This window comes from Paraburkholderia sp. RL17-368-BIF-A, assembly GCF_046054045.1.
GTDB lineage: Bacteria > Pseudomonadota > Gammaproteobacteria > Burkholderiales > Burkholderiaceae > Paraburkholderia > Paraburkholderia graminis.
Genome location: NZ_JARESN010000026.1, coordinates 26820 through 49997 on the forward strand (window position 1 = coordinate 26820; position 23178 = coordinate 49997).

20 protein-coding genes are annotated in these 23178 nt (G+C 62.5%); 12 read left to right on the forward strand and 8 right to left on the reverse strand.

Features of this window, described 5'->3' with window-relative positions; all coding sequences use genetic code 11:
* Positions 1-69 precede the first annotated feature (69 nt).
* Positions 70-399, forward strand: a complete 330-nt coding sequence (locus tag P0D87_RS29445) for a hypothetical protein (protein ID WP_006049114.1) — start codon at positions 70-72, stop codon at positions 397-399.
* A gap of 28 nt (positions 400-427) precedes the next feature.
* Here the strand turns inward: P0D87_RS29445 and P0D87_RS29450 are convergent, their stop codons facing one another.
* The 6 genes from P0D87_RS29450 to P0D87_RS29475 form a co-directional block, all read right to left on the reverse strand.
* Complete coding sequence (locus P0D87_RS29450; protein ID WP_053859591.1) at positions 428-1591, reverse strand: glycoside hydrolase family 53 protein; 1164 nt, start codon at positions 1589-1591, stop codon at positions 428-430.
* 95 nt (positions 1592-1686) lie between these two features.
* Positions 1687-3651: a beta-galactosidase gene (locus P0D87_RS29455; protein WP_053859592.1), complete on the reverse strand. Its 1965-nt coding sequence runs from the start codon at positions 3649-3651 to the stop codon at positions 1687-1689.
* Positions 3652-3687: 36 nt separating this feature from the next.
* Positions 3688-4539, reverse strand: coding sequence for a carbohydrate ABC transporter permease (locus P0D87_RS29460; protein WP_053859593.1), 852 nt, complete (start codon positions 4537-4539; stop codon positions 3688-3690).
* A gap of 18 nt (positions 4540-4557) precedes the next feature.
* A complete protein-coding gene (locus P0D87_RS29465; RefSeq protein WP_053859594.1) occupies positions 4558-5463 on the reverse strand; it encodes a carbohydrate ABC transporter permease in 906 nt (301 codons plus the stop codon).
* 63 nt (positions 5464-5526) lie between these two features.
* Positions 5527-6780 carry an ABC transporter substrate-binding protein gene (locus P0D87_RS29470; RefSeq protein WP_006049109.1) on the reverse strand — a complete coding sequence of 418 codons (1254 nt, stop codon included), beginning with the start codon at positions 6778-6780 and terminating at the stop codon, positions 5527-5529.
* A gap of 126 nt (positions 6781-6906) precedes the next feature.
* On the reverse strand, positions 6907-8046 hold the full coding sequence (locus P0D87_RS29475) for an ABC transporter ATP-binding protein (protein ID WP_053859595.1): 1140 nt from the start codon (positions 8044-8046) through the stop codon (positions 6907-6909).
* A gap of 250 nt (positions 8047-8296) precedes the next feature.
* Between P0D87_RS29475 and P0D87_RS29480 the strand changes: the two genes are divergently transcribed.
* Together P0D87_RS29480 and P0D87_RS29485 are read left to right on the forward strand one after the other, a co-directional pair.
* Positions 8297-9313, forward strand: coding sequence for a LacI family DNA-binding transcriptional regulator (locus P0D87_RS29480; protein WP_006049106.1), 1017 nt, complete (start codon positions 8297-8299; stop codon positions 9311-9313).
* A 274-nt stretch (positions 9314-9587) separates the two neighbouring features.
* Entirely contained in the window at positions 9588-11060 is a 1473-nt protein-coding gene (locus P0D87_RS29485; RefSeq protein WP_006049105.1) for an NAD-dependent succinate-semialdehyde dehydrogenase, read from the forward strand.
* 18 nt (positions 11061-11078) lie between these two features.
* Here P0D87_RS29485 and P0D87_RS29490 read toward each other — a convergent pair whose 3' ends face one another.
* Together P0D87_RS29490 and P0D87_RS29495 are read right to left on the reverse strand one after the other, a co-directional pair.
* Positions 11079-12083 (reverse strand): ABC transporter substrate-binding protein, encoded by a 1005-nt coding sequence (locus P0D87_RS29490; RefSeq protein ID WP_053859596.1) that lies wholly within the window; start codon positions 12081-12083, stop codon positions 11079-11081.
* A gap of 127 nt (positions 12084-12210) precedes the next feature.
* The gene (locus tag P0D87_RS29495) at positions 12211-13680 is read right to left on the reverse strand and encodes an esterase-like activity of phytase family protein (RefSeq protein ID WP_082367241.1); all 1470 of its coding nucleotides are present in this window, start codon (positions 13678-13680) and stop codon (positions 12211-12213) included.
* Between the two features lie 1023 nt (positions 13681-14703).
* Between P0D87_RS29495 and P0D87_RS29500 the strand changes: the two genes are divergently transcribed.
* The 9 genes from P0D87_RS29500 to P0D87_RS29540 all read left to right on the forward strand — a co-directional run bounded on the left by P0D87_RS29500 (position 14704) and on the right by P0D87_RS29540 (position 23167).
* Positions 14704-14877, forward strand: a complete 174-nt coding sequence (locus tag P0D87_RS29500; protein ID WP_006049101.1) for a Flp family type IVb pilin — start codon at positions 14704-14706, stop codon at positions 14875-14877.
* A 114-nt stretch (positions 14878-14991) separates the two neighbouring features.
* Positions 14992-15174 carry a Flp family type IVb pilin gene (locus tag P0D87_RS29505; protein ID WP_006049100.1) on the forward strand — a complete coding sequence of 61 codons (183 nt, stop codon included), beginning with the start codon at positions 14992-14994 and terminating at the stop codon, positions 15172-15174.
* A gap of 86 nt (positions 15175-15260) precedes the next feature.
* Positions 15261-15794, forward strand: coding sequence for an A24 family peptidase (locus P0D87_RS29510; protein WP_035569490.1), 534 nt, complete (start codon positions 15261-15263; stop codon positions 15792-15794).
* Positions 15795-15910: 116 nt separating this feature from the next.
* On the forward strand, positions 15911-17311 hold the full coding sequence (locus P0D87_RS29515; RefSeq protein ID WP_053859598.1) for a DUF8689 domain-containing protein: 1401 nt from the start codon (positions 15911-15913) through the stop codon (positions 17309-17311).
* Positions 17312-17346: 35 nt separating this feature from the next.
* Entirely contained in the window at positions 17347-18183 is an 837-nt protein-coding gene (gene cpaB / locus P0D87_RS29520) for a Flp pilus assembly protein CpaB (protein ID WP_053859599.1), read from the forward strand.
* Positions 18184-18261: 78 nt separating this feature from the next.
* Positions 18262-20130: a type II and III secretion system protein family protein gene (locus P0D87_RS29525; RefSeq protein WP_053859600.1), complete on the forward strand. Its 1869-nt coding sequence runs from the start codon at positions 18262-18264 to the stop codon at positions 20128-20130.
* 21 nt (positions 20131-20151) lie between these two features.
* Positions 20152-20496, forward strand: a complete 345-nt coding sequence (locus P0D87_RS29530; RefSeq protein ID WP_029966585.1) for a hypothetical protein — start codon at positions 20152-20154, stop codon at positions 20494-20496.
* Between the two features lie 72 nt (positions 20497-20568).
* Positions 20569-21780 (forward strand): CpaE/TadZ family protein, encoded by a 1212-nt coding sequence (locus P0D87_RS29535; protein WP_053859601.1) that lies wholly within the window; start codon positions 20569-20571, stop codon positions 21778-21780.
* A 19-nt stretch (positions 21781-21799) separates the two neighbouring features.
* On the forward strand, positions 21800-23167 hold the full coding sequence (locus P0D87_RS29540; RefSeq protein WP_107710753.1) for a TadA family conjugal transfer-associated ATPase: 1368 nt from the start codon (positions 21800-21802) through the stop codon (positions 23165-23167).
* Positions 23168-23178: the final 11 nt, after the last annotated feature.

The window sequence follows — 23178 nt, forward strand, 5'->3', positions numbered from 1 at the left end:
ATCGACGCGGGCAGCTATCGCTTGCTCGCGCGTAAACTGCGGGCTTTGCGCCCAACAGGATTCGTCGTCATGAAACGCGTAGTCGTATCGGCATTGCTTGCAACGTGTCTCGCACAAGCGGCGACTCAGGCCGCGGCACAAACGGTCAGCAATCAATGCTTTGCAATCGGCGATATTGCCGGTCAGGTGGCGTCATGGCGCGCGCACAAAAAGACCAAAGCGCAGGCGCTCGATCAAGCCGCAAAGTACTATCGCGACGATGCGGACCGCCAGACCTTCGCCGCGATCATCGAGAAGATCTATGCGCCGAACGCGCCGCGCATGACACCGGATCAGGCCAGCATGGCGTTCACATCCGACTGCGTGAAGGCGCGCACGCAGCAGACGTCAGCGCGCTAACGCCTGCCGTGGGTGGCTCGATCAACGTTTAAAGTTTGCGAAACGCATCCAGCGAACTCAGCACGTTGCCGTGAAAATCGAACAACGTGTTGTTGTCCCACTGATCGCCCGCGCCGACTTTCCAGCCGACATTCGGCGTCGGAATCCATTCCGGCTCCCACCAGAACACGCCTTTGCCGTGCCCGTCGGGTATTGCCTTCACGATGTCCGCAACAGCCGCAAGAAACTGCGCCTGGCCTGCGGGCGTTTGCGGGAAAGTCGTTGAACCCGTGTTAGTCATCGCATTCGGCTCGGAGTCGCCGTCGCTCGTCGTCCACGGATACGCGGTTTCCACCACCATCACATCCTTGCCGTAGCGCGTCGCGAGATCGTTCGCATTGTTTTGCAGATCGCTCAGCGCGCCCTGCCATTGCGGGTAATACGACAGGCCGATCATGTCGAAGCTCACGCCTCGCTGGATCGCGCTGTCGAACCACCAGCGACTCGTCGCGTTGTTGCCGCCGCTGTCGATATGCAGCATGACCTTGATGCGCTCATCGACCGATTTGACCGCATCATGCCCGGCCTTCAGCAATTGCGCGAGGTTGTCCCACTGATCGTATTTGCCGAGCGGCCACAGCATGCCACCGGTGATCTCATTGCCCACTTGTACCCACTCGGGACGAACGCCGTCGCGCTTGAGCATATTGAGTACATTCGACGTGTACTCGGACAGCAACGCACAAGTCTCCGTAACGTTCTTGCCGGCCCACGCATGCGGCGGGTACTGCTTGCCCGGATCGGCCCACCAGTCGCTATAGTGAAAGTCGATCAGGATGCGCATGCCGAGCGCCGCGGCACGCCGCGCCAGCACACGCACATGCTCCGCGTTGTTGTAACCGGCGCGCGGGCTTTGATCGGCGGGAAAATAGTTCGGATTGCCAGGATCATTCCAGACCTTGATGCGAATGGAGTCGACGCCGTGACTCCTCAGAAGCAGCAGACAGTCGTGCGGCACGCCATGATCGTAGAACTTCGCGCCGTTCGCTTCGAGTTCGAGCAGCGTGGAAACGTCCGCGCCCTTTGCAAACCGGCCGCTACGTGAAGCCGTTTTGACGTCGTCAGCGGCCATTGCCGGCGTGCCGATCATCGAACCCGCGCCGGCCGCTGCCGCCGCGGACGCGAGCCATCCCAGCATTTCTCTTCTGTTCATCTGTCATCCTCCATCTATCGGATGGCGACTCGTCCTGGCTCGCCTGGTTCAGATTGAAGCTGCTCAATGCCACTACTGACTTGCTGCTCGGTACTTCATGCGTCTTTCCATGCGCAGACATCGCCGGTGCGCAGTTGCGGCTGTCCAAGCACGAACGTTGCATTGGCCGGCGCCGGAACCCGCACCTGCTGCGCGCCGAAGTTGAACGCGAACGTCAAATCCGCGCGACGCCGAATGCGCAAGCCCTCCGGCAGCAATTGCGTCGCAATGCCAGCTTCTTGCGCCGCCCGCTGCAATACCGCGCGATGCAATTCGTGCGAAAGCCAAGCCGCCACGTAACTAACGCGCCCGTGAGTGAGAATGGCGGGCCACGTGTCCGCGAATTGCGCATCGACGCGTGTTTCGCTATTAGCGCGCACATGCTCGCGCCAATGCATTGCGATACCGTCGACACCATCAATGGAAATAGCAGGTGCGAGCGATGCACGCAGCGACTCGACTTCGAGCACTTGCATCGGCAGTACACGTTGCAGCGCGCCGGGCGGCAGTTCTTGTGGAATTGCAAACGCCTCGGTCTTTGAGCCGCTGCGCGGCCCGAATACCCATTGCGCGGAACCGCGCTCGATTTGCACGACCAACGCATCGTCGATCACAGCGAGACTCGGCACAACCACGAGCCGGTATGACGACAGATCGGCCTTACTCGAAACAATGTCCACGTCGAGCCCAAGCTCGCGCAGCGACTCGTAGTAGTCGAACACGAGCGCCTGATAATCGAAGCCCTTGCCGTGACGCTGGATCTCGAACATCCACTGCGTTTCGTAATCGAATACGACCGCAGTAGCCGCCTGTGTCGGAGCGTCCAGTCGTGCGAACTCCGGGATAGAAGCAATCTCACGCGCCGCCTGTTGCACCTCCATGCCGCCCGGCGACAACTCGTTATTCGGCAGATTGAGGCCCGAATGCATCTGCTCCTGTGCATACGGGCACTGACGCCAACGGAAATACGACACCAGTTCGGCGCCGTGCGCGAACGCCTCATAGGCCCAGAGTCTGACCATGCCTTTCGCGGGCACCGGATTCCACGGCGCCCAGTTCACAGGACCAGCCTGCTGCTCCATCACCCAGAAACGCCCGCGTCCGATTGCACGGTAACGGTCGTGATCGAATGCGGATACATCGGGATGCGCAGTGCGCGCGTAACGCGCTTTCTGCTCTTCAGGCAACGCGATCGATTCGGTGCGCGCAATCGGATAGCTGTCCCACGCTGCGACATCGAGTGAATTGTTTTCGGCGAAACGATAGTGATCGAACGTGGTGAAGAAGCCCATGAAGTTATGCAGTACATCGGCCGTAGGTGCATAACGGCGCAATACATCGACTTGCTCGCGATGAAAACTCGCCACTTCGTCGGACATGAAACGGCGAAAGTCGAGAAGATGAATCGGGTTCGCGTCCGTCGGCGTGAGATTCGGCAATTCGATTGCTTCGAACGACGCGTACTCCATGCTCCAGAACACGTTGCCCCATTCACGGTTGAGCGCATCGACCGTTTCATAGCGTCGACGCAGCCATGCGTGAAAGCGTGCTAAAGCAGCCGGCGAATAGCTCGGCACGGTTTCATGACAACCGAGTTCGTTATCGGTTTGCCACGCAATGATCGACGCATGCCGTCCGTAACGCTCCGCCATTGCACTGACAATACGCAAGCACTCTCGCCGATAAATCTCACTGCAAACATCGTAATGACGGCGGGAGCCGAAATTCCAGCGCGTGCCGTCAGCGCGTACAGGCAACACGTCCGGATGCGCATCGATCAACCACTTCGGCGGCGACGCGGTAGGCGTGCCGAGCACGAGTTTCAGTCCGGCATTCGCGAGCGTGGCGACCGCTTCGTCGAGCCATTCCCATACGAATTCGCCCGCGCGCGGTTCCATCCGGCTCCACGCGAATTCAGCGATACGTACGTGCGTGATGCCGAGTTCGACCATACGCTTCGCGTCGTCGGCCCACATCGTGCGCGGCCATTGTTCGGGGTAGTAGCAAACACCAAGTTGCATGTGAAAGTCTCTTTATGAGTGACGTCGAATAGCCGGTTAGCCCTTGCTTGCACCAAAAGTCAGGCCGGCGACGAAATGCTTTTGCATCGCGAAGAACATCAATACCGAAGGCAGCGCGGCAAGCACCGAGCCGGCCGCGACCAGATTCCATGCGGTCGTCCATTGCCCCTTGAGCGCGGCGACGCCGACAGTGATCGGCGCGGCTTCATCGCCTTGTGTGAGACATAGCGCCCAGAAGTAGTCGTTCCAGACGAACGTGAACACCAGAATGCCGAGTGCGGCGAGCGCGGGACGAATCAGGGGCAACACAATGCGCCAGTAGATCGCCCATTCGCTCGCGCCTTCCACTCGTGCGGCCTCGATCATTTCAAACGGCAACTGCTTGATGAAATTGCGCAGAAAGAGCGTGCAAAAGCCAGTCTGAAATGAAACGTGAAAGATCACGAGCGCCCATACGCTATTGAAGAGGCCGAACTTCAGGGCCATGTCGCGCACCGGAATCATCAGGATCTGGATCGGTACGAAATTGCCGGCGACGAAGCCGAACAGGATCACGGTATTGCCCGGGAAACGATAGGTGGCCAATGCAAAGCCCGCCATCGACGCCAGCACGATCGCACCGAGTACTGAAGGCACCGTAATGAGCACGCTGTTCGCGAAGTAATGCAGCATCGGCGTTTGCGTAAGCGCGGTGCCGTAGTTTTCGATCAGCGCAAAATGCTTGGGCCAGGTCCAGTACTCGCCTTGCGAAAGTTCGTCGGAAGAACGAATCGACGTGACGAGTACAGCAAGCATCGGCAATAGCCAGATCAGCAATGCAATCGGCAAAGACGCTTTATATAGCGTGCGATTCAGGGGTTTCCAGCGTTGTACGGGAAGTGGATACATGACGCGTGACTCCGGTAATCAACGTTCTTCGCGCAGCATGCGGCGCAAATGGAACACGATGTAGACGAGCATGATGGCGAACAGCACGACGGCAATCGCCGCGGAATAGCCTTCGCGGTAGTACTTGATCGCCTGGTCGTACATGTAATAGGCGAGCACGGTGGAACTGTCGAAAGGACCGCCGCCGCTCATCACGGCAATCAGATCGAAGCTGCGCAGCGCGCCGATTACCGTCAACACCACCGCCATGAAAGTGGCGGGCCGCAATTGCGGCAAAATCACGTGCCACAAAAGACGCAATCCTTTTGCGCCTTCCATGCGCGCGGCCTCCACTACTTCCGGGTTAATGCCGGTGAGGCCGGTGAGATACAGCACCATGCAAAACGGCGTTTGCGGCCACAACGCGGCGAAGATAATGCCGAACGTCACGGTCTTCGGATCGCCGAGCACAGGAATGCCGTGACCGACAATCAGTCGCAGCAGGCCGAAGCCTGGGTCGTAGAACCAGCTAAACACAAGACCGACCACCACGCCCGACAGCACGAACGGCGCGAAGAAAAGCGACTTCACGACACGCATGCCGCGAATGTGCTGATTCAGATAAAGCGCGAACAGCAGGCCGAGCGGCGGGGCCAGCAGAAACAGCGCGAGCCATAGCAAGTTGTTCTTTAGCGCCGTATAGAAGGTATCCGCGTGGAATAACTCGACGTAGTTGTCGAAGCCGGCGAAGGTCTTCGGCGTCATGCCGTCCCAGTGATAAAAGCTGAGCGATATGCTGCTGATAATCGGATAAATCACGCATAGACAGAACAACGCACAGCCCGGCAACAGGAACAGCAATGCGGCGCGATGCTGATGACGGCGCGTCGTGGAGACGTGACGATGCTGGGCCGCGGGTAGGCGGCGCGCTGCGGAATGAGACATGGATCGAGCCTCGTCGAAAGTCGAAGGCGTACGCCGGCGCCGCATGGCGCCGGTGCGGTGGACTTACTTCTTGTAGATACGCTTGCGCGTCGTTTCGAGGCGCGTGAGTATCGCGTCGAGTTGCGACGGATCGCTGTAGAACTGCTGCATCGCTTTCATGCCTTCGTCGGCCATTTCTTTTTGCATGTCGCGATCGTAGAACTGTGCAATGCCGCCTTTCGTATTCGCGAGCGTCTGAAAGCCAACTTTGGAAATTGGGTCTTCCGGCTCCGCTGCCTGACTATTCGAAGGCAACTGGCCCCAGCCGCGCGCGAGATCCGCATTGATCTGCGGCTGCTCCATGAAAGCGAGCAGTTTGCGTGCGTCGGTCTTGTTCTTCGCTTTTGCCGGAATCAACAGTACATTGACGGGACCGTCTTCGGCCATTGGCACATTGGCGTCGATCACGGGGAAGCGGAAGAAGCCCGTTTGCGGCTTCACGGATGCGGGAATGCTCGCCGAGAAGAATGTGCCCATCAACATCATCGAGGCTTTGCCGCTCACGAGAAACGGTGCAATGGAATCGAGATCATAGGAGAGTGCGTTGTCGATGTAGTAGTGATCGTCGATCAAGGTTTTCCACGCGGTGTAGACCTTTTTCACGCGCGCGTCCGTGTACGGAATCTCGCCCGCCATCAGCTTCTGATGAAACTCGTTGCCGTTGATGCGCAAATCCAGATAGTCGAACCATGCGGCGAGTGTCCAGCTATCGCGAGCAGCAACTGCAATAGGCGCGACGCCACTCGCCTTCAGCTTCTTGCAGGCATCGAGAAATTCATCCCATGTCTTGGGCTCGCTTTTAACGCCCGCCTTCTCGAACAGATCCTTGCGATAGAAGAAGCCATACGCGTCATAGCCGAGCGGCGCCGCGTACTGCTTGCCCTTATAGGTCGATGCTTCCTTCACCGACGCATATTGCTGGGACCAGCCGTTCTTGTTCCAGTCCGGCGTGAGATCTTCCAGCAGGCCGCGCTGCGCGTAATAGGCCATGCGCTCGCCGTCATGCCAGGACACGACATCCGGCGGATCGGTCGCGAGCCAGCCGCCCATCTGCACCTTGTACGCTTCCTCGGTGATGTAAGTCACTTTCAGATCGACATCGGGATTGGCTTTCTTGAACTTGTCGAACGCGTCCTGCCATGTCGAGCGCTGATTGCCGCGCGCTGACACGTTGACGGTGAGCGTAGCGGCGTCGGCTGTCACGTAGCCGAGCGTGCCGGCAACGAGCGCGGCTGCAAGCGACACGCGCGCTAGACGGCGAAGGCGAAGAGCAATCATCTTTTGTCTCCTTGACTACCTTGTTGGCTGGCAGCGATTCACTGCCAACGTGGTGAACCGCTCTGTGGCGGCATCCTGCTTTAAAAATCGACTACTGTTCGGGGCAAAACATGGATCGCGGCCCGTTCACGCGGCAATGCGCTCAGGGTCGAACGTGCTACGGCGCAGCGCGATACCTTGCGCGTCGAACAGATGGCACGCCTGAGGCGGCACGTGAACGCGAATGCGCTCGCCGGAACCGATCGGCGTATCGCCCGGTGCCTTCGCGACAAGCGAGCCGCCTGCATGGTCCGCGTGAATGTAGCTGTGTTCGCCGAGTCGTTCCGATAGAACGGTTGCGCACTCAATGAACTGATCGTCACCATCGAGACGCAGATGCTCGGGGCGCACGCCAAGCGTGACCGGCTGGCCGCGCTGCAGGCGACGGCCATCCACGTAAGCGGTCAACTGCTCGTCTTGTCGAGCGAGTGTCACTGACACTTTGCCTGGCTCTATCGAGTCGACGACACCGTCGATAAAGTTCATGCGCGGCGAGCCGATAAAGCCCGCGACGAAACGCGAATTCGGGTGGTGGTACAACTCGCGCGGCGCACCGCTTTGCGCGATGCTGCCGAAGCGCTCGGCATCCGCGCCCGCATGCAGCAGCACGATTCTGTCCGCGAGGGTCATCGCTTCGACCTGATCGTGCGTGACGTACACGACGCTCGCGTCCGCAAACCGCTGATGCAGGCGCGCAATCTCAACACGCGTTTGCCCACGCAATGCGGCGTCGAGATTCGACAGCGGTTCGTCGAAGAGAAACACACCCGGCTCGCGCACGATCGCGCGGCCAATCGCAACGCGCTGACGTTGGCCGCCGGACAGCGCTTTCGGATAGCGGTCAAGCAAGCTGTCGAGTTGCAGAATGCGCGCAGCTTCGCGGACCTTGCTGTCGATCACGCTCTTCGGCTGCTTCGCGAGCTTGAGACCGAACGCCATGTTGTCGAACACCGTCATGTGCGGGAACAGCGCGTAGCTCTGGAACACCATCGCCACTCCGCGGCCGGCTGCGGGCACGTCGTTCATCAGACGGCCGCCGATGCGCAGCTCGCCCGCGCTGAGATCCTCGAGACCCGCGATCATGCGCAGCAACGTCGACTTCCCGCAGCCCGACGGGCCGAGAAACACGCAGAACTCGTGCTGCGCGACTTCGAGGTTGACGCGCCGGATCACCGGCGCGTGGTCGCCGTATGCCTTCTCCACGTCGATTAAACGAATCGTAGCCATCTTGTCTCCCCTTGATTTAACCGCTTAAATCGCGCGAAAAAATAATTCGCCGGGTCTTGCGCACACGGCATTTAATCGCTTAAATTCGAGGTCGAGCGGGAAAGCCATTGACTGTCTCCTTGTTCACCGCGGTTCGTGTGGAAGGCGGCGCTGCGGGTTATCGAAGTTGTGTTTTCCAGCAAGTTATCAACGTCGCTCGCTGCTTGCAACATTTGAAGCGCGCTCCCTGAATTTGGGATAAACGAGAAAAATGGTCACCCTGTCCGAAGTCGCGAAGCGCGCACATGTCACTGCCGCGACGGTCTCCAACGTGTTGCGCAACCGCGAGAAGGTGCGTCCGGAAACAGCGGAGCGCGTGCTGAAGGCCATCGCGGATCTCGGCTACCGGCCGAATCTGAACGCGCGCGCGTTGGCCGAGGGCCGCTCGTCGACACTCGCGTTGATGCTGTCGAACATCTCGAACCCGTTCTACCCCGAGTTCGTGCTGGCCGCCGAACGCGCGGCGCGTAAAGCCGGCCATTTCCTGATGGTCTGCAATACCGACGACGACGCCGAGATAGGCCGCGCGTATCTGAACCAGATCGCTGGCACGTTGGCGGACGGCGTGCTCGTCATGAACACGGACATCGCGATCAACGACTTGTGCGCGTCGGCCACGCATAGCGCGCCGATCCTGCTGGCGATGTGGGAGCACCCCGAGACGCCGCCCGCGCTGCCGTGCATCGCCGTGGATTTCGCACGCGCCGGCGAACTCGCCGCGCAGCATTTGCTGGAACTGGGCCATCGCGAGGTCGGGCTGCTGGTCGGCGACGGTTGCGGCGGCTTGCAGGACGCGCGCTCCAATGGTTTTCGCGCGACGATGCGCGCCGCCGGCGTGGAAGCGGATACGGCCGCGGTACTGCAGGTGCGCGACTCGATCGACGCCGGCTACACCGCGTGCATGCAGTTGATGGCCGTGCGGCCGTTCGTCACCGCGATCTTCGCGACCAACGACCTGCTCGCGATCGGCGCGGCGCAGGCCTTGATCACGCTCGGGCGCGCGGTGCCCGACGACGTGTCGGTTATCGGCATCACCGACATTCAACTCGCGCATCAGGTGCACCCCGCGCTGACCACCGTCGCGATCCAAACGGCGCAGATCGCGGAGTTATCGATCAACAGTCTGATCCGCCTGATCCAGACGCCCGAGCGGCAGCCGTCGATGGTGCTTGGGCCGCCGCCTCAACTCGTCGTGCGCGCGTCGACAGGACCGCGCCGCCGCCGCTGATTGCAGCGCTGATTGCAACGCTCCTTGCAGCGCTCTTTGCAACGCTCGCCTCCAACGGCGGGCAACGCATTCAGCAGAAAATGCTGTAGCGGCCTGAAAAAAACCATACGCACACCGTGGGCCGCTTTTTGAGGCGATTCATTGATCGCGCGACACGCGTAGCATCGATCTATCGCATCGCCGTGCATGACCGCATGCATGCCGCCGCGCCGCCCGGCGCAATGGCGAAAAACGCACGCCCGATTCCGTCAAAAGGCCACCAAGGAGCAACGCAATGTCTCTCGCATTGACGCGCAATGAACTGATCCGTCCGCTGAATTTTATCGACGGCAAATGGATCGCCGCCGCGAACGGCGCGCGCTTTCCCGTCACCAATCCTGCGACGGGCGAGACGATCGTCGAGGTCGCGAACAGCAGTGCCGCGGATGCGCGCGCCGCCACCGACGCCGCCGCTCGCGCGCTGCCCGCATGGCGCGACACGCTGCCGCGCGAGCGCGCGGAGATTCTGCGCCGCTGGCATGCGCTGATCGTCGCGAACACCGAAGATCTCGCGAAGCTGATGTCGACGGAACAAGGCAAGCCGCTCGCGGAAAGCCGCGGCGAAGTCGCTTACGGTGCGTCGTACGTCGCGTGGTTCGCCGACGAAGCCACGCGCATTTACGGCGACATCATTCCGCAGCAGCAGCGCGGCAAGCGCATGAGCGCGGTGAAGGAGCCGATCGGCATCGTGGCCGCCATCACGCCGTGGAATTTCCCGCTCGCGATGATCGCGCGCAAGATCGCGCCCGCGCTCGCGGCCGGTTGCACGGTGATTGCCAAGCCCGCCGAAGACACGCCGCTGACCGCGCTCGCACTCGCCGCGCTCGCGCAGGAAGCCGGCGTGCCCGACGGCGTGCTGAACATGCTGTCGGCTTCGCGCGAACAAGGCATTGAAGCCGTGGCCGACTGGCTCGCCGATGCCCGCGTGCGCAAGATTACATTCACCGGTTCGACACCGGTCGGCAAGCATCTTGCGCGCGAGTCCGCGGCCACGTTGAAGAAGTTGTCGCTCGAACTGGGCGGCAACGCGCCCTTCATCGTATTCGACGATGCGGACCTCGACGCGGCCGTCGCGGGACTGATGGCCGCCAAGTTTCGCAACGGCGGACAGACCTGTGTATGCCCGAATCGCGTCTACGTGCAGGCCGGCGTTTATGAACGTTTCGCCGATCTGCTCGCCAAACGCGTTGGGGCGCTGAAGGTTGCGCCCGCAACGGACGAGGGCGCGCAAATCGGCCCGATGATCAACGAGCGCGCGATCGACAAAATCGCGCGTCACGTAGAAGACGCCGTAAAACAAGGGGCAAACGTGTTGACGGGCGGCAAGCGCCTGACCGAGCTGGGCCCGAATTACTATGCGCCCACCGTGCTGACCAACGCGCAGGACGACATGCTGGTGTGCTGCGAAGAGACCTTTGGACCGGTCGCGCCGCTGTTCCGCTTCAACGACGAAGCCGAAGCGATACGTCTCGCGAACGACACGCCGTTCGGTCTTGCCGCTTACTTCTATACGCAGGACGTGCGGCGCATCAACCGCGTGGCCGCGCGGCTCGAAGCAGGCGTGATCGGCATCAACGAGGGCGCGGTGTCGAGCGAAGCCGCGCCGTTCGGCGGCGTGAAAGAATCAGGCTATGGCCGCGAAGGCTCGAAGTACGGACTCGACGATTATCTGTCGATCAAGTACCTGTGCCAAGGCGGCCTCGATTGATAAGCCGGGCGTAATGCGTCAGCCGGTGGCCGACTGCGCAATGCGCGTCTCGGAGATCGCGCGAACGTCGATGCGGCGCGGCAAAATCGCGTCCCGGCTCGCACTGTCGGCCACTTTCTGAAGCGCGGCGATATCGGCGTCGCTGACGAAATGCTGCTTGAGCGACGCGCGGCGCGTGATAGTTCTCGCCGCATCGAGCGGAGAGCGCGTCAGCGTTGCATAGATCTGCGCGTAGGCGTCCGGGTTCGCAAGCGCCCACTCGCCCGCGCGTTGCAGTCTCAACAGAACGTCGGCGATTGCCGCGCGCTTGCGCGTGTCGGCAAGCGACGCGCCCGATGCCGTGATAAAGCCAAGTCCGCTATTGATGCCCGTGCCGTCGCGCAAGATGCGCGCGCCGCGTTGCACGGCGATGCCGTAGTACGGATCGAACGTCGCCCATGCTTCGATCGAGCCTGACGCGAACGCCGCAAACCCATCCACCGGCAAGATGAAGCGCACGGTCACGTCGTCTTTCGACAAGCCTGCTTCAGCAAGCGCGCCGTATAGCTGGAATTGCGAAATGCTGCCGCGCGCCGACGAAACGAACACGGTACGCCCTTTCAGTTGCGCGACGCTGCGTATCGTCGAATCCGGCGCGATCAGAATGCCGAGTTGTGCGCCGGAGCCCACGCGCGTCGCTACGATTTTCAACGTGGGGTCGCCGACCGCTGCGGCGAGCACGGGCAAATCACCTGCGGGCGCAAGATCGACGGCGCCCGCGCGTTGCGCTTCGAAGAGCGGCGCCGCGCCCTGAAAATTAGCCCATCGATACGCATACGGCGCACCGTCGAGCACCTTGGCGGCCTCCACGAGCGCGCGCGTGCCGCCGGCCTGGTCGCCGAGTACAAGCGTGGTCGACGCGAGGTCCGCGGCCTGCGCAGAATGCGATTGAAAGAGGCTCGCCGCGGCGAATGCGGGCGCGGCGCCGAGCAGCCTGAGTGCGCGCCGCCGCGTTGAAAACGATGTGGGAACAGACACTGCGATAAGCCCTCGCGTTCGGTTGATGCGTCAGCGTACCGAGCCGCGAGAGCCAAGGGAATGAAGCGATTTTTATAACGTTATCTAGCGACGCTCTTTAGCGTCGACGGACGCGCCACGCGCGCCCATTGCGTTAATGATCGTCGTCGTCGCGCTCGGCTTCGCACACATGCTCATCGTGACCGCGCCCTTTGCCCGCCGCAGCGCCCGTCAGTTTTTGCGCGACGTAGGCCGGCAGTTCGCTCGCGTCCCATGCGAAGACGAAGAACTGATTCGGATTGGCAATGCCCGCCGGATGATTCGAATCGGTGACCGTGCCGATAAAGTCGTTGTCGTTAGCGATAAAAAGCGTGTGCTTCTTGACGCCGCCGACCACGACGTCCGGCCCAAATGCGAGCCCTTCGAGCTTCGCGGGAATGTCGTTCGCGCTGTAGCCGTGCGCAGTCAGTTGCGCGACGACATCGAGGAACAGCGTTTTTTGCACCGCATACGGCGCGAGCCCGGCTTGCCCGCTCGTGTTGCTCACGTCCTGCGCGTTCGCCAGATCGATATGGAAAACACGCTTGAAAACAGCGGTCGAATTGTCGCCGAGACCCTTGCCGTCACGCTCGTCCACCAGCAGTTCATGATCGTTCACGGCGACCACGTCGCTGATTGTCGGATACTTCGGTTTCGCGCTCGTGCCGATGTTCGTGAGCGGATACGCGAACTGCGTGGTTTTACCGCTGCGCACGTCGATCCTCACGATGCGCGTGAACGCGCCGTCCGTGCCGCCGTCCTGAATCAACGGGCTTTGCATCGCGCCGAACAGCGTCTTGCCGTCGGGCGAAATGGCGAGACCTTCCATGCCTTTGTTCGCGACGCGCCCCGTCGTGTTCTGCGCAATTTCATTGCTGCCGATCGGGCTCAGCGTGGACACCGCAAACGTGTCGGGCAGCTTGTAGGTGTCGATGCGCCGGCCACTGCGCCGATCGAAACGATAGACGTACGGACCGTATTCGTCGGAGATGAACACGCTCTCGCCGTCATTGCTCACGCGCACGCTTTCGGGATCGAAGCGCGCGTCGCGGTCGTTGGTGGACAGACGCGTGGGATCGAAATTATCCGAACGGCCGGTGAAGTAGTACGTGTGGTTACGGCTGTTGAGCGCGGGCGCGCCATCGGGCACACCCGCGGCGGCGCCCGTGCCATAGACCAGTTTGTCCGACGTATGCAGGAGCGTCGTGGCGATCAGCTTCGGCGTGAGCGAATACGGCAAGGCGGAGCCCGCTGCGTTGTGCTGCAGACGCAGGCGCAAGGTCTGGAAACGGTTGATGTACGACGCCGTGTCGTCGATGGCCGCGTTATACGACACCGCGTTCGGCCCGCGATCAGGCACCGCGACGAACGTATGGCAGCCCGCGTACGCAATGCCCGAACCGAGGCCGCCGAGCAGATTGCCCGCCACGCCGTTCTCCAGCGGCGCCGCCGTTTCCTTCGACAAGTCGCCGGTGAGGCCGCTCAACTGACCGACCGCAATGAGGTCGACCGCGGCGTGTGCGGCCGTCGCGAATAGAAGCGACGAAGCGATTGCCGTCAGTGCAAACAGTCTTGAACGAGACACGATGTCATCCTTAATGGAATGCTTGTTGTAGACGTGTCTGGCGCCGGGCCTCATCCAGAAACTTGCCGGCATGGATGTTCGCAAAACGAGAGCAATACCCGGCGCGCAGCCGTTGGCCGAGGGATGGCCGTCGGCAATATTGCGCGACGCATGTGACGCAACGGTGACGCAGCAGTGACCGCATGTGTTGTATGTGCGTGCTGCAGTCCACATGCAAAACCGCCAGCAGGTCGCGATGAATGCCGCTTTCGGCTACCTGTGTTTCAGGCTTGCAACGAATCGGTCCGAAGCGAGCCGAAAAAACCACCGCAAATTAACGGCAGCATTCACTTTCGGCTCACCTGGGTTAAATCCCTAAGTCTGGGTTTGAAGTCATGCCCATAGCCGACGAGCGCCATATTCCGCAGCGGCAACGATGACCGGCCGATGATGCAGTTCTGAGCCAAGTCGGTCAGATTTCCGCGGGCTGTCATTCGAAAGAAGGCGCTTGTCGGGCTACAAGTCCGATGGCTCCGTGAACCTGACGACGCTGGCCTACTCCTTGCCTTTACCTTTTCACGCAGCCGGCGACATGACACATGACCAGGTCGATGCCGTCGGGGGCTTCTCCGATACATGCCCGCCAACGGCACGGAGAAGAACAATCCGGCTGCGAAAGAAGAAAACAAGGAGTAGTGGAAGATGCACTCTTTCATTCGGATTCAAATGGGGTTGCAAACGCGGTTGCAGACGCGCTTGCGGTACGCAGTGCGTTTTGCGCAGCGCCTGATGGCGCTGCATGCCGAAGCGCTCTTCGACGCGATGTTCCCCGCTCTGGCTTGGCGCCAGCTCATCCCGCTGCGTGTCACGCAGCACCATCCTTTGCACACGAATCGCAGCGAGCCGCTTATGGCTCCTGCCCGGCCGCGCTCTCACCGGGCGTCCGCGCGCCATTTCCTGTAGCCCCCTGTAGTCAAGCAGCACGCAGTACCCACCGTCGTCATCCGATGACACTTAAGTTAGCCATCCTAAGGGAGATAAACCATGAAATCCATCATCAACAGCACGAAAGCATTCATTCGCGACGAAGACGGCGTGACCGCCATCGAGTACGGCCTGATGGCCGCCCTGATTGCAACGGCAATTCTCGCCGGCTACACCACGCTCGCCAATGCAGTCAGCGCCAAGTTCACCGCAATCGCGGGGAAGCTGGCTTAACCCCGAGCGATGCGACAGACGACTTGGGCCTGCCTGCCCGTCTGTCGCATCACGGCTTTTTGCAACACGCTGCCGCGCTCAACACGCCGTGGCAAGTTCAAATGGAGAGTAATGATGCAATCGTTCATCAACAGCACTGGTGCATTCATTCGCGATGAAGACGGCGTGACTGCCATCGAGTATGGCCTGATGGCCGCACTGATCGCGACGGCAATCCTCGCAGGGTACTCGACCCTCGCGACGGCGGTCAGCGACAAATTCACTGCTATCGCTGGGCACGTGACCTCAGGAACCTGAGAGGAACGGCGGGCGAACCGCCACGCTGGTTCGCCCGCCGCATCCGCGCTTGTCCTGACGGCTGCCCACACCAACGAGGCCTTGTCATGTTCATTGCCGCAACTGCACCACTACCGCCGATCATTCCGTGCGTCATTGCACTGGTGATCGCTGCCGCAAGCACAGACATCCAGTGCCGCCGCATTCCCAACGTACTCGTCGGCGCCGGTCTGCTCGGCGCGCTGCTTGTGCAGTGCTGGCTGCAAGGATTCGCGGGCGGCGTTGTGGCATGGCTCGCGGGCGCTGTCGTCGGACTGCTTCTGTTCCTGCCGCTCTATCTGCTGCGCGGAATGGCTGCGGGAGACGTCAAGCTGCTCGCGATGGTAGGCGCATGGATCGGACCCCTACTGGTTTTTGAGGCCGCACTGGCGACATGTCTGATTGGTGGCGTGTGGCTGCTGGCACTGACTGCGCGACGCCGGCAGTTCAGGAAGGCGCTGGGCAACGTGTTGAGCCTGGTCCATCCGGCGATGCGCGGCGGCGGCGCCGCTTCAATCGAGTCGGTCGGATCCGTGCCGTACGGAGTCGCGATTGCGACAGGAACCGTAGTCGTGCTGCTCGCGACGGCGGCACAGCTATAGAACGAAACGTAGAACAAAACGCACAACGAAAGTAAGCCGGCCACATGCGATCCGGCTATCAGAATCACATACCGTGCCGCACCGAAATCGGTGGCGCTGCACCCGGGGAGCGACAGATGGACCAGCACAGCACACAGCAGTCCAAGGCAGAGGGCACGACACGCCTCGATGATTCTGCCGCAACGGGCGCCGACCGGGCGCAAACGCCGGCACTTCAGCTACGCGCGCCGCGCACTGTCGCAGACACCGGCCTGCCCGCGCTTTTCATCGCGCATCTGCTACTCAAATCGATTCTGCAGAACGGCAAATCGTCGCTGGGCGATCTCATCGCGAGACACTGTCTGACGGCCGCGGTACTCGACGAAACAATCGGCTTTCTCGTGCGCGAGCATCTCGTCGAGATCGCGCATCGCGGCGCGGCCGATGTCGATATGCATCTGCGCCTCACCGAAGGCGGCCGCGAGCTCGCCGCCCACGAAGCGCGCCGCTCGACGTATTGCGGCCCCGCACCGGTCTCGCTCGAAGCGTATATGAGCGTGATCGGCGCGTACTCGGTGAAGCGCATCCACGTCGCGCAATCGGACGTGCGCGCGGCTTTCGCAGACTTCATCGGCGATATGTCGCTGCTCGATTCGGCAGTGGCCGCGTTGAATGCCGGGCGACCCGTCATGCTGTACGGCCCGGCGGGCAGCGGCAAAACCTATCTCGCCGAACGCCTCGGCAGCTTGCTGCGAGGCGCGGTGCCCGTGCCTTACGCGCTTTATGTCGCCGGCGACGTGATCCAGTTGCACGACCCGCTGATTCACAAGGACGCGGAACCCGGCGCGCTGCCCGCCGCGACGGATCGACGCTGGCGCGTGTGCGAACGGCCTATGGTGATGTCCGGCGGCGAACTGACATTGGCGATGCTCGATCTTCAGTACAACGCCAATAGCGGCTTCTATCAGGCGCCGCCGCATATGAAGGCCAACATGGGCCTCTATGTCGTCGACGACCTCGGCCGTCAGCGCGTCGCGCCAGGCGAACTGCTCAACCGCTGGATCACGCCGCTCGACCGCGGCGTCGATCAGTTCGCGCTGCAATCCGGCGCGCGCTTCGTGAGCGCATTCGACGTGTGGCCCGTCTTCTCGACCAACCTCACGCCCGCCGAACTGAACGACAACGCGTTCCTGCGCAGGCTCGGCTCGAAGATCCATATCGGCGCGCTCAGCGCTGAAGACTATCGACGCCTCTTCGAAACGCAATGCGCGGCGCTCGGTATCGAGATCGCGCCCGGCGCATTCGAGTATCTGCTGCATCAATTGCATCTGCGCAATCGCACGCCGTTTCTCGCGTGTTATCCGGCGGACCTGCTCGGCGTACTGCGCTCGTTCGCGCTGTATCACGGCGACGTGCCGGCCGTCACCGAGTATCAGCTGACGCATGCATGGCACAGCTACTTCGGCAGCGCGCCGGAGCTTGACCAGACGTATTCCTCACACAGCGGGCAATCCGACAAACGATTTGCCGGCGCTTGATCCGCAGCCGCCTAGCACCTGAAAGGAGTCTCACCATGAAAACCAGTCGCGCAATTGTGATGTTAGGGATGGCCTTGCTCGCGGGGCTCGCCGCTGTCGGCTTCGCGTCGCGATGGCTGTTGCAGACGTCGTCGTCGGCTCTGACGCCGGTTGCCGTCGCGACCGCCGAGGTGAGCCTCGGCCAGCCGCTCAATTCGACCATGATCCGCACGGTGAACTGGCCCACCGCGAGCGTGCCGCCCGGCGCGTTCAAGGACCCGAAGGCGCTGGATGGACGCGTCGTGCGCGCGAGCCTCGAACCGGGCGAACCGGTGATCGAGTCGAAGCTCGCACCGCAAGGCACGAAGGGCGGGCTGTCGGCGGTTATCGGCGAAGGCAAGCGCGCGATCACGGTGCGCGTGAACGATGTTGTCGGCGTGGCGGGTTTTGCGCTGCCCGGCAACTACGTCGACGTGATCGTCAACACTCAGGAACCCGAAGCAAAGACGGCCGATCCGCAGCAAAGCATTTCGAAGATCGTCCTCGAAAAGATTCTGGTGCTAGCGGTTGCGCAGCAAGTTAGCCGCGACGACACGCAGCCCAAAGTGGTCAACGCGGTCACGCTCGAAGTCACGCCGGACCAGGCGGAGAAGCTCGACCTCGCGCGCAGCGTCGGCAGCCTGTCGCTCGTGCTGCGCAATCAGATCGACGACCGCGCGTTGCCCACCGGCGGCGCGACCAAGTTCACGCTGCTCGGCAAGCCCGCTGCACCCGCCTCGGCACCGATTGTCGCGGCGGCGCCCACGCGCGTGAAATACACGGCGCGGCCGGCGCCGAAGCGCGACTGCGTCGGCGTACTGTCGGGCACGCAAGGTAGTCAGGAATGCTTTTAATTACACACACCATCACGCGATGCCGCAGCGTCTGACGCACGACGGTTCGCTCGCAGCGGGCTACGGGGAGACACGGAAATGAAATCGAATCGGATAAAGATCAAGCAGGGTAGCGCGATGCGCACGGCGTTGCTGACCACAACGGTATGCGCATCCCTGCTCGCCGCAAACGGCGTGCGGGCACAGGAAGCGGTAGAGAACGCGAGGGCCGGCGCGGCGCCCATGCCGCACGGTCCCGTGCAAATGACCATCAGCATGAATGCTGCGCCGGCTCAGCCGACGAGTGCGATGCAAAACGCCGCAGCGCGCGGCCCGGCATGCACACGCACGCAGAGCGAACAGAGCACGGTGGTGGTCCCCGTCGGCAAGTCCACGCTGATGCAAACCGCCGAACCCGTGCGCAACCGCACGCTCGGCAATCCGCTGATTGCGCAGGCAACCATGGTCTCGCCGAAAACGCTCTACGTGGTCGGGATGGCCGTGGGCACCACCAACATGATCGTGCAAGGCAAGAGCGGCGCGTGCGAAGTCATCAACGTCGTGGTGAACGCGGACGCCGGCGGCCTGCAAACTTCGTTATCCCAACTGATGCCCGATGAGCCGAACATCCGCGTGTCGACGGTCGCCGGCGATCTCGTGCTGGCCGGCCGCGTATCGAGCGCGCAGGCCGCGGCCCAGGCGCAGGAAATCGCCAAGGCGTATGCGCGCACCACACTGCCAAACCCGAACGGCGCTGCGAACGGAAACGGCAACGGCAAAAGCGCGACCGTGCTGAACATGATGAGCGTCGACTCGCCGCAACAGGTGATGCTCGAAGTGAAGGTCGCCGAAGTCTCGAAGACGGTCCTCAACCAGTTGGGCGCGGCGATGAACATCCAGGGCGGCTTCGGCTCGTGGAGCGGGGCGCTCATCAGCAGCCTGCTCGCGGGCGTGTCGAGCATCGTCGATGTGAACAAGGCGAACAACCGTCCGTTCAATGTCGCGATAGACGCCCAGCACGGCGACAACCTCGTGAAGATTCTCGCCGAGCCGAATCTTGTCACGCTGAGCGGACAGGAAGCGACGTTCCTCGCGGGCGGCAAGGTGTTCATTCCGATTCCGCAGAGCAACCTGAACGGCGTGTCGACCATCATCCTGCAGGAAGAGGAATTCGGCGTCGGCCTGAAGTTCACGCCGACCGTGCTCGCGGGCGGCCGCATCAACCTGAAGGTCGCGCCAGAAGTGTCGGAGCTGTCGTCGACCGGCGTCACGGTCGGCGCGACGAATACCAACAACCTCACGGTGCTGCCGCTCATCACCACGCGCCGCGCATCGACCACGGTGCAGATGAACGACGGCGAGACCTTCGCGATCGGCGGCCTCATCAAGAGCAATGCGGCGGGCACGCTGAAGGCAATACCGGGTGTCGGCGAAGTGCCGGTGCTGGGCGCGCTCTTCAGAAGCACGTCGTATCAGCAGGACCGCACCGAGCTAGTGTTCATCATCACGCCGCATCTCGTGAAGCCGCTGCAAACGGCGTCGAATCTGCCGCTGCCCACGGACCATCTGAAGACGCCTAACGAAGCCGACGTCTATCTGATGGGCAACATGGAAGGCCGCGATCCGGCCGGCAGCAAAAAGCCCGCGCCGCCGATGCCTGCCCCGGCGCCCTCGCCCGCAATGGCTCCCGCACCGTCGCAACCGCAGGCTCCGGCCACGCCGAGCGCTGCTGAACCGCCCGTCTCCGCGATGGTGCCGACGCCCGCTGCAAGCGCCGCGCCGCTGCCCGAGCCGCGAGCCGTCACGCCCGCGGATACCGGCAAGCCCGCCGACAAACCCGCCGAGAACGCCGCCGACAACGCCACCGCTCGCGCCGCACAAATAGAAGCACGAGCCGCGCAGATCGCCGCACGCGAAGCGCCGCCGTCCGACAAACCGCGCTCGCCGTCCGCACGCGCTCACAACTAATGCACTCCTCGGGAGAACGTCATGACCAATCGCATCCTCTTCTTTTCGCGCTGGACTGCACTGCTCGTGCCGGCGTGCCTCGCGCTCAACGGCTGCATGTCGACGACGCCGAACTTCGACCGGCACTTCGGCGAATCCGTGAAGAGCTTCACGGCGGCGCAGATCATCGATCCGGACGCGGCGACCAAGAATCCGTCGACGCAGGGTGTCGACGGTAAAGCCGCCGTCGGCGCGATGTCGAACTACAACGCGTCGTTCAAGGCGCCGCCCGCAACCGCTAACGCCTTCGTGATCGGCGTGGGCGGCAGCGGAGCCGGCGGCGCGGGCGGAGGCGCGGCGATGCCTGCGCCTGCGAACGGCGAATAGCCAACGTGGGCGACGCGACGGCGCGAGCCGTCGCAAGACCAACCCCGCAACGATTCCGCGGATGACAACATCATGATCAATATCCTCATCAACTCCGAGCACGCGGGCCGAATGTCCGAGATCGTTCGGCTCCTGACGGACTGCGGCAATTGCACGACGACTCGCACGCAAGGCGCGCCTTCCGCGCTGCTCGAGCGGGGCGACAGTCTCGATGCGTTCGATGTCCTGATCATCGACGCGTCGTCGCCCGAACGCGCCGGACTCGATTCGGTCAACGCGCTCGTGCATCGCTATCCGCGCCTGACGTGTTTGCTGCTGTTGCCGCAAACATCGCCCGACACGCTGATCGCCGCGATGCGCGCCGGCATCCGCGACGTGCTGAACTGGCCGCTCGACGCGCGCGCGCTCGGCGCCGCCGTGCAGCGCGCGATGGCTCCGCATGCCGGCGACGCGCGCCACGAAACGCATATGGTGTCGTTCATTTCGTGCAAGGGCGGCGCGGGCACGAGCCTGATCGCGGCCAACGTCGGCCACGCGATCGCGACGCTGCACGGCAAGCGCGTGCTGCTCGTCGATCTGAACCCGATGTTCGCGGACGCCGCGTTTCTCGTCAGCGACCAGGAACCGCCGTCAACGTTGCCGCAAATGTGCGCGCAGATCGAGCGCATCGACGCCGCGTTTCTCGATGCATCGCTCACGCACGTCACATCGGGTTTTCATGTGCTCGCGGGCGCGGGCGATCCGTTGAAGGCGCTCGAGATTCATGAAGAGCAGCTCGAATGGATTCTCGGCGTCGCGGCGCCGCGCTACGACGTCGTGCTGTTCGATCTCGGGCAAAGCATCAATGCATTGTCGATCGTCGCGCTCGATCGCAGCGCGGAGATTCACATGGTGCTGCAGGCGAGCATGCCGTATGTGCGCGCGGCGCGCCGTCTGCAGGACATGCTGGTGTCGCTCGCGTATTCGCCGGAACGGCTTCGTCTCTTGCTGAACCGGCATCGCCGTCACGACGAGCGGGCCGCGAGCGCGCTCGAACAGGTGCTCGGCAAGCGCCCTTCGCATGTGATCGCCGACGACCCGCACGCGGCGAGCGAAGCCGTGAATCTCGGCGAACCGTTGTTGAAGGTCGCGCGCAACAGCGCGCTCTCGCGCGGCGTGCAAGCGCTCGCGCAAAGCATCGTCAATCAGTCGACGGGCGTCGTGCCGCAGAAGAAACAGGGCGAGCCACTGCTCGGCCGGCTATTCGGCCGCTCGGCCACGCAGCGCCAGTCGGCGGCGTCATAACGTCAGCGAGGAGAATTTCATGTCACTACGCGAACAGATGTCGTCACAGGCGGTGCATGCGCTGCCCGACCGCCAGTCAGGCATGCGCGCGCCGTCAGGTCTCGCGCGCGCCGCCTACCAGACGCTCAAGCGCAAGGTCCACGAGGCCGTGCTCGACCGCGTCGAACTCGAACGTCTCGCGCGGCTGCCCGCCGAACAGGTTCGCCAGGAAATCGGCGGACTGATCGCGCGCATCCTCGAAGAAGACAAGGCGCCCGTCAACGATCTTGAACGTAGGCAGTTGACCACCGACATTCACGACGAGATGTTCGGCTTCGGCCCGCTCGAAGCGCTGCTGCGCGACCCGACCGTGTCGGACATTCTCGTCAACACGCACCGCACGACTTACGTCGAACGGCGCGGCCGTCTCGAGTTGACGGACGTGACCTTCTACGACGACGCGCATCTGATGAAGGTGATCGAGAAGATCGTCTCGCGCGTCGGACGGCGCATCGACGAGTCGAGTCCGATGGTCGATGCACGGCTGCCCGACGGCTCGCGCGTCAATGCGATCATTCCGCCCTCGGCCGTGGATGGACCGCTGATGTCGATCCGGCGTTTCGCCGTGAATCCGCTGCAAATGAGCGACCTGGTCGCGTCGCAAAGCCTCACGCCGCCGATGGCCGAACTGCTCGACGCGCTCACGCGTGCGAAGGTCAACGTGCTCGTCTCGGGCGGCACAGGCAGCGGCAAGACCACGTTGCTGAACATCCTGTCGGGTTTCATTCCGGAGGGCGAGCGCGTGGTGACCATCGAAGACGCGGCCGAACTGCAATTGCGCCAGCACCATGTACTGCGCCTCGAAACGCGGCCGCCGAATGTCGAAGGACGCGGCGAAGTCACGCAACGCACGCTTGTGCGCAACGCGCTACGGATGCGCCCCGATCGCATCATCCTCGGCGAAGTGCGCGGCGCCGAAGCGCTCGACATGCTCAACGCGATGAACACCGGTCACGAAGGCTCGCTCGCGACGATTCACGCGAACACGCCGCGCGACGCGTTGACGCGCCTTGAAAACATGATCAGCCTCGCCGGCCTGTCGTTGCCGCCGAAGAACCTGCGCCAGCAGATTTCGTCGGCGATCTCGGTGGTCGTGCAGGTCGCCCGCCTGACTGACGGACGCCGCAAGGTCGTCAGCATTCAGGAATTGACCGGCATGGAAGGCGAGATGGTGAACATGCAGGAGATCTTCACGTTCAAGCGAACCGGCGTCGATCAGAACGGCGCGGTGCGCGGCCACTTCTGCGCGACCGGCGTGAGACCGAAGTTCACGGAGCGGCTGCAGGCGTTCGGCATCGTGCTGCCCGATCAGCTATACGACCCAAACCGGCACTTCGACACCGCATGACGCCAGCCGCC

Excerpts from the sequence above, each read along its gene's own strand:
- P0D87_RS29535 (WP_053859601.1), top strand. The coding sequence starts at position 20,569 with ATGATCAATATCCTCATCAACTCCGAGCACGCGGGCCGAATGTCCGAG.
- P0D87_RS29470 (WP_006049109.1), bottom strand. The coding sequence starts at position 6,780 with ATGATTGCTCTTCGCCTTCGCCGTCTAGCGCGCGTGTCGCTTGCAGCC.
- P0D87_RS29445 (WP_006049114.1), top strand. The coding sequence starts at position 70 with ATGAAACGCGTAGTCGTATCGGCATTGCTTGCAACGTGTCTCGCACAA.
- P0D87_RS29525 (WP_053859600.1), top strand. The coding sequence starts at position 18,262 with ATGAAATCGAATCGGATAAAGATCAAGCAGGGTAGCGCGATGCGCACG.
- P0D87_RS29460 (WP_053859593.1), bottom strand. The coding sequence starts at position 4,539 with ATGTATCCACTTCCCGTACAACGCTGGAAACCCCTGAATCGCACGCTA.
- P0D87_RS29530 (WP_029966585.1), top strand. The coding sequence starts at position 20,152 with ATGACCAATCGCATCCTCTTCTTTTCGCGCTGGACTGCACTGCTCGTG.
- P0D87_RS29485 (WP_006049105.1), top strand. The coding sequence starts at position 9,588 with ATGTCTCTCGCATTGACGCGCAATGAACTGATCCGTCCGCTGAATTTT.
- cpaB (WP_053859599.1), top strand. The coding sequence starts at position 17,347 with ATGAAAACCAGTCGCGCAATTGTGATGTTAGGGATGGCCTTGCTCGCG.
- P0D87_RS29510 (WP_035569490.1), top strand. The coding sequence starts at position 15,261 with ATGTTCATTGCCGCAACTGCACCACTACCGCCGATCATTCCGTGCGTC.
- P0D87_RS29505 (WP_006049100.1), top strand. The coding sequence starts at position 14,992 with ATGCAATCGTTCATCAACAGCACTGGTGCATTCATTCGCGATGAAGAC.
- P0D87_RS29515 (WP_053859598.1), top strand. The coding sequence starts at position 15,911 with ATGGACCAGCACAGCACACAGCAGTCCAAGGCAGAGGGCACGACACGC.
- P0D87_RS29465 (WP_053859594.1), bottom strand. The coding sequence starts at position 5,463 with ATGTCTCATTCCGCAGCGCGCCGCCTACCCGCGGCCCAGCATCGTCAC.
- P0D87_RS29455 (WP_053859592.1), bottom strand. The coding sequence starts at position 3,651 with ATGCAACTTGGTGTTTGCTACTACCCCGAACAATGGCCGCGCACGATG.
- P0D87_RS29500 (WP_006049101.1), top strand. The coding sequence starts at position 14,704 with ATGAAATCCATCATCAACAGCACGAAAGCATTCATTCGCGACGAAGAC.
- P0D87_RS29540 (WP_107710753.1), top strand. The coding sequence starts at position 21,800 with ATGTCACTACGCGAACAGATGTCGTCACAGGCGGTGCATGCGCTGCCC.
- P0D87_RS29450 (WP_053859591.1), bottom strand. The coding sequence starts at position 1,591 with ATGAACAGAAGAGAAATGCTGGGATGGCTCGCGTCCGCGGCGGCAGCG.
- P0D87_RS29480 (WP_006049106.1), top strand. The coding sequence starts at position 8,297 with ATGGTCACCCTGTCCGAAGTCGCGAAGCGCGCACATGTCACTGCCGCG.
- P0D87_RS29475 (WP_053859595.1), bottom strand. The coding sequence starts at position 8,046 with ATGGCTACGATTCGTTTAATCGACGTGGAGAAGGCATACGGCGACCAC.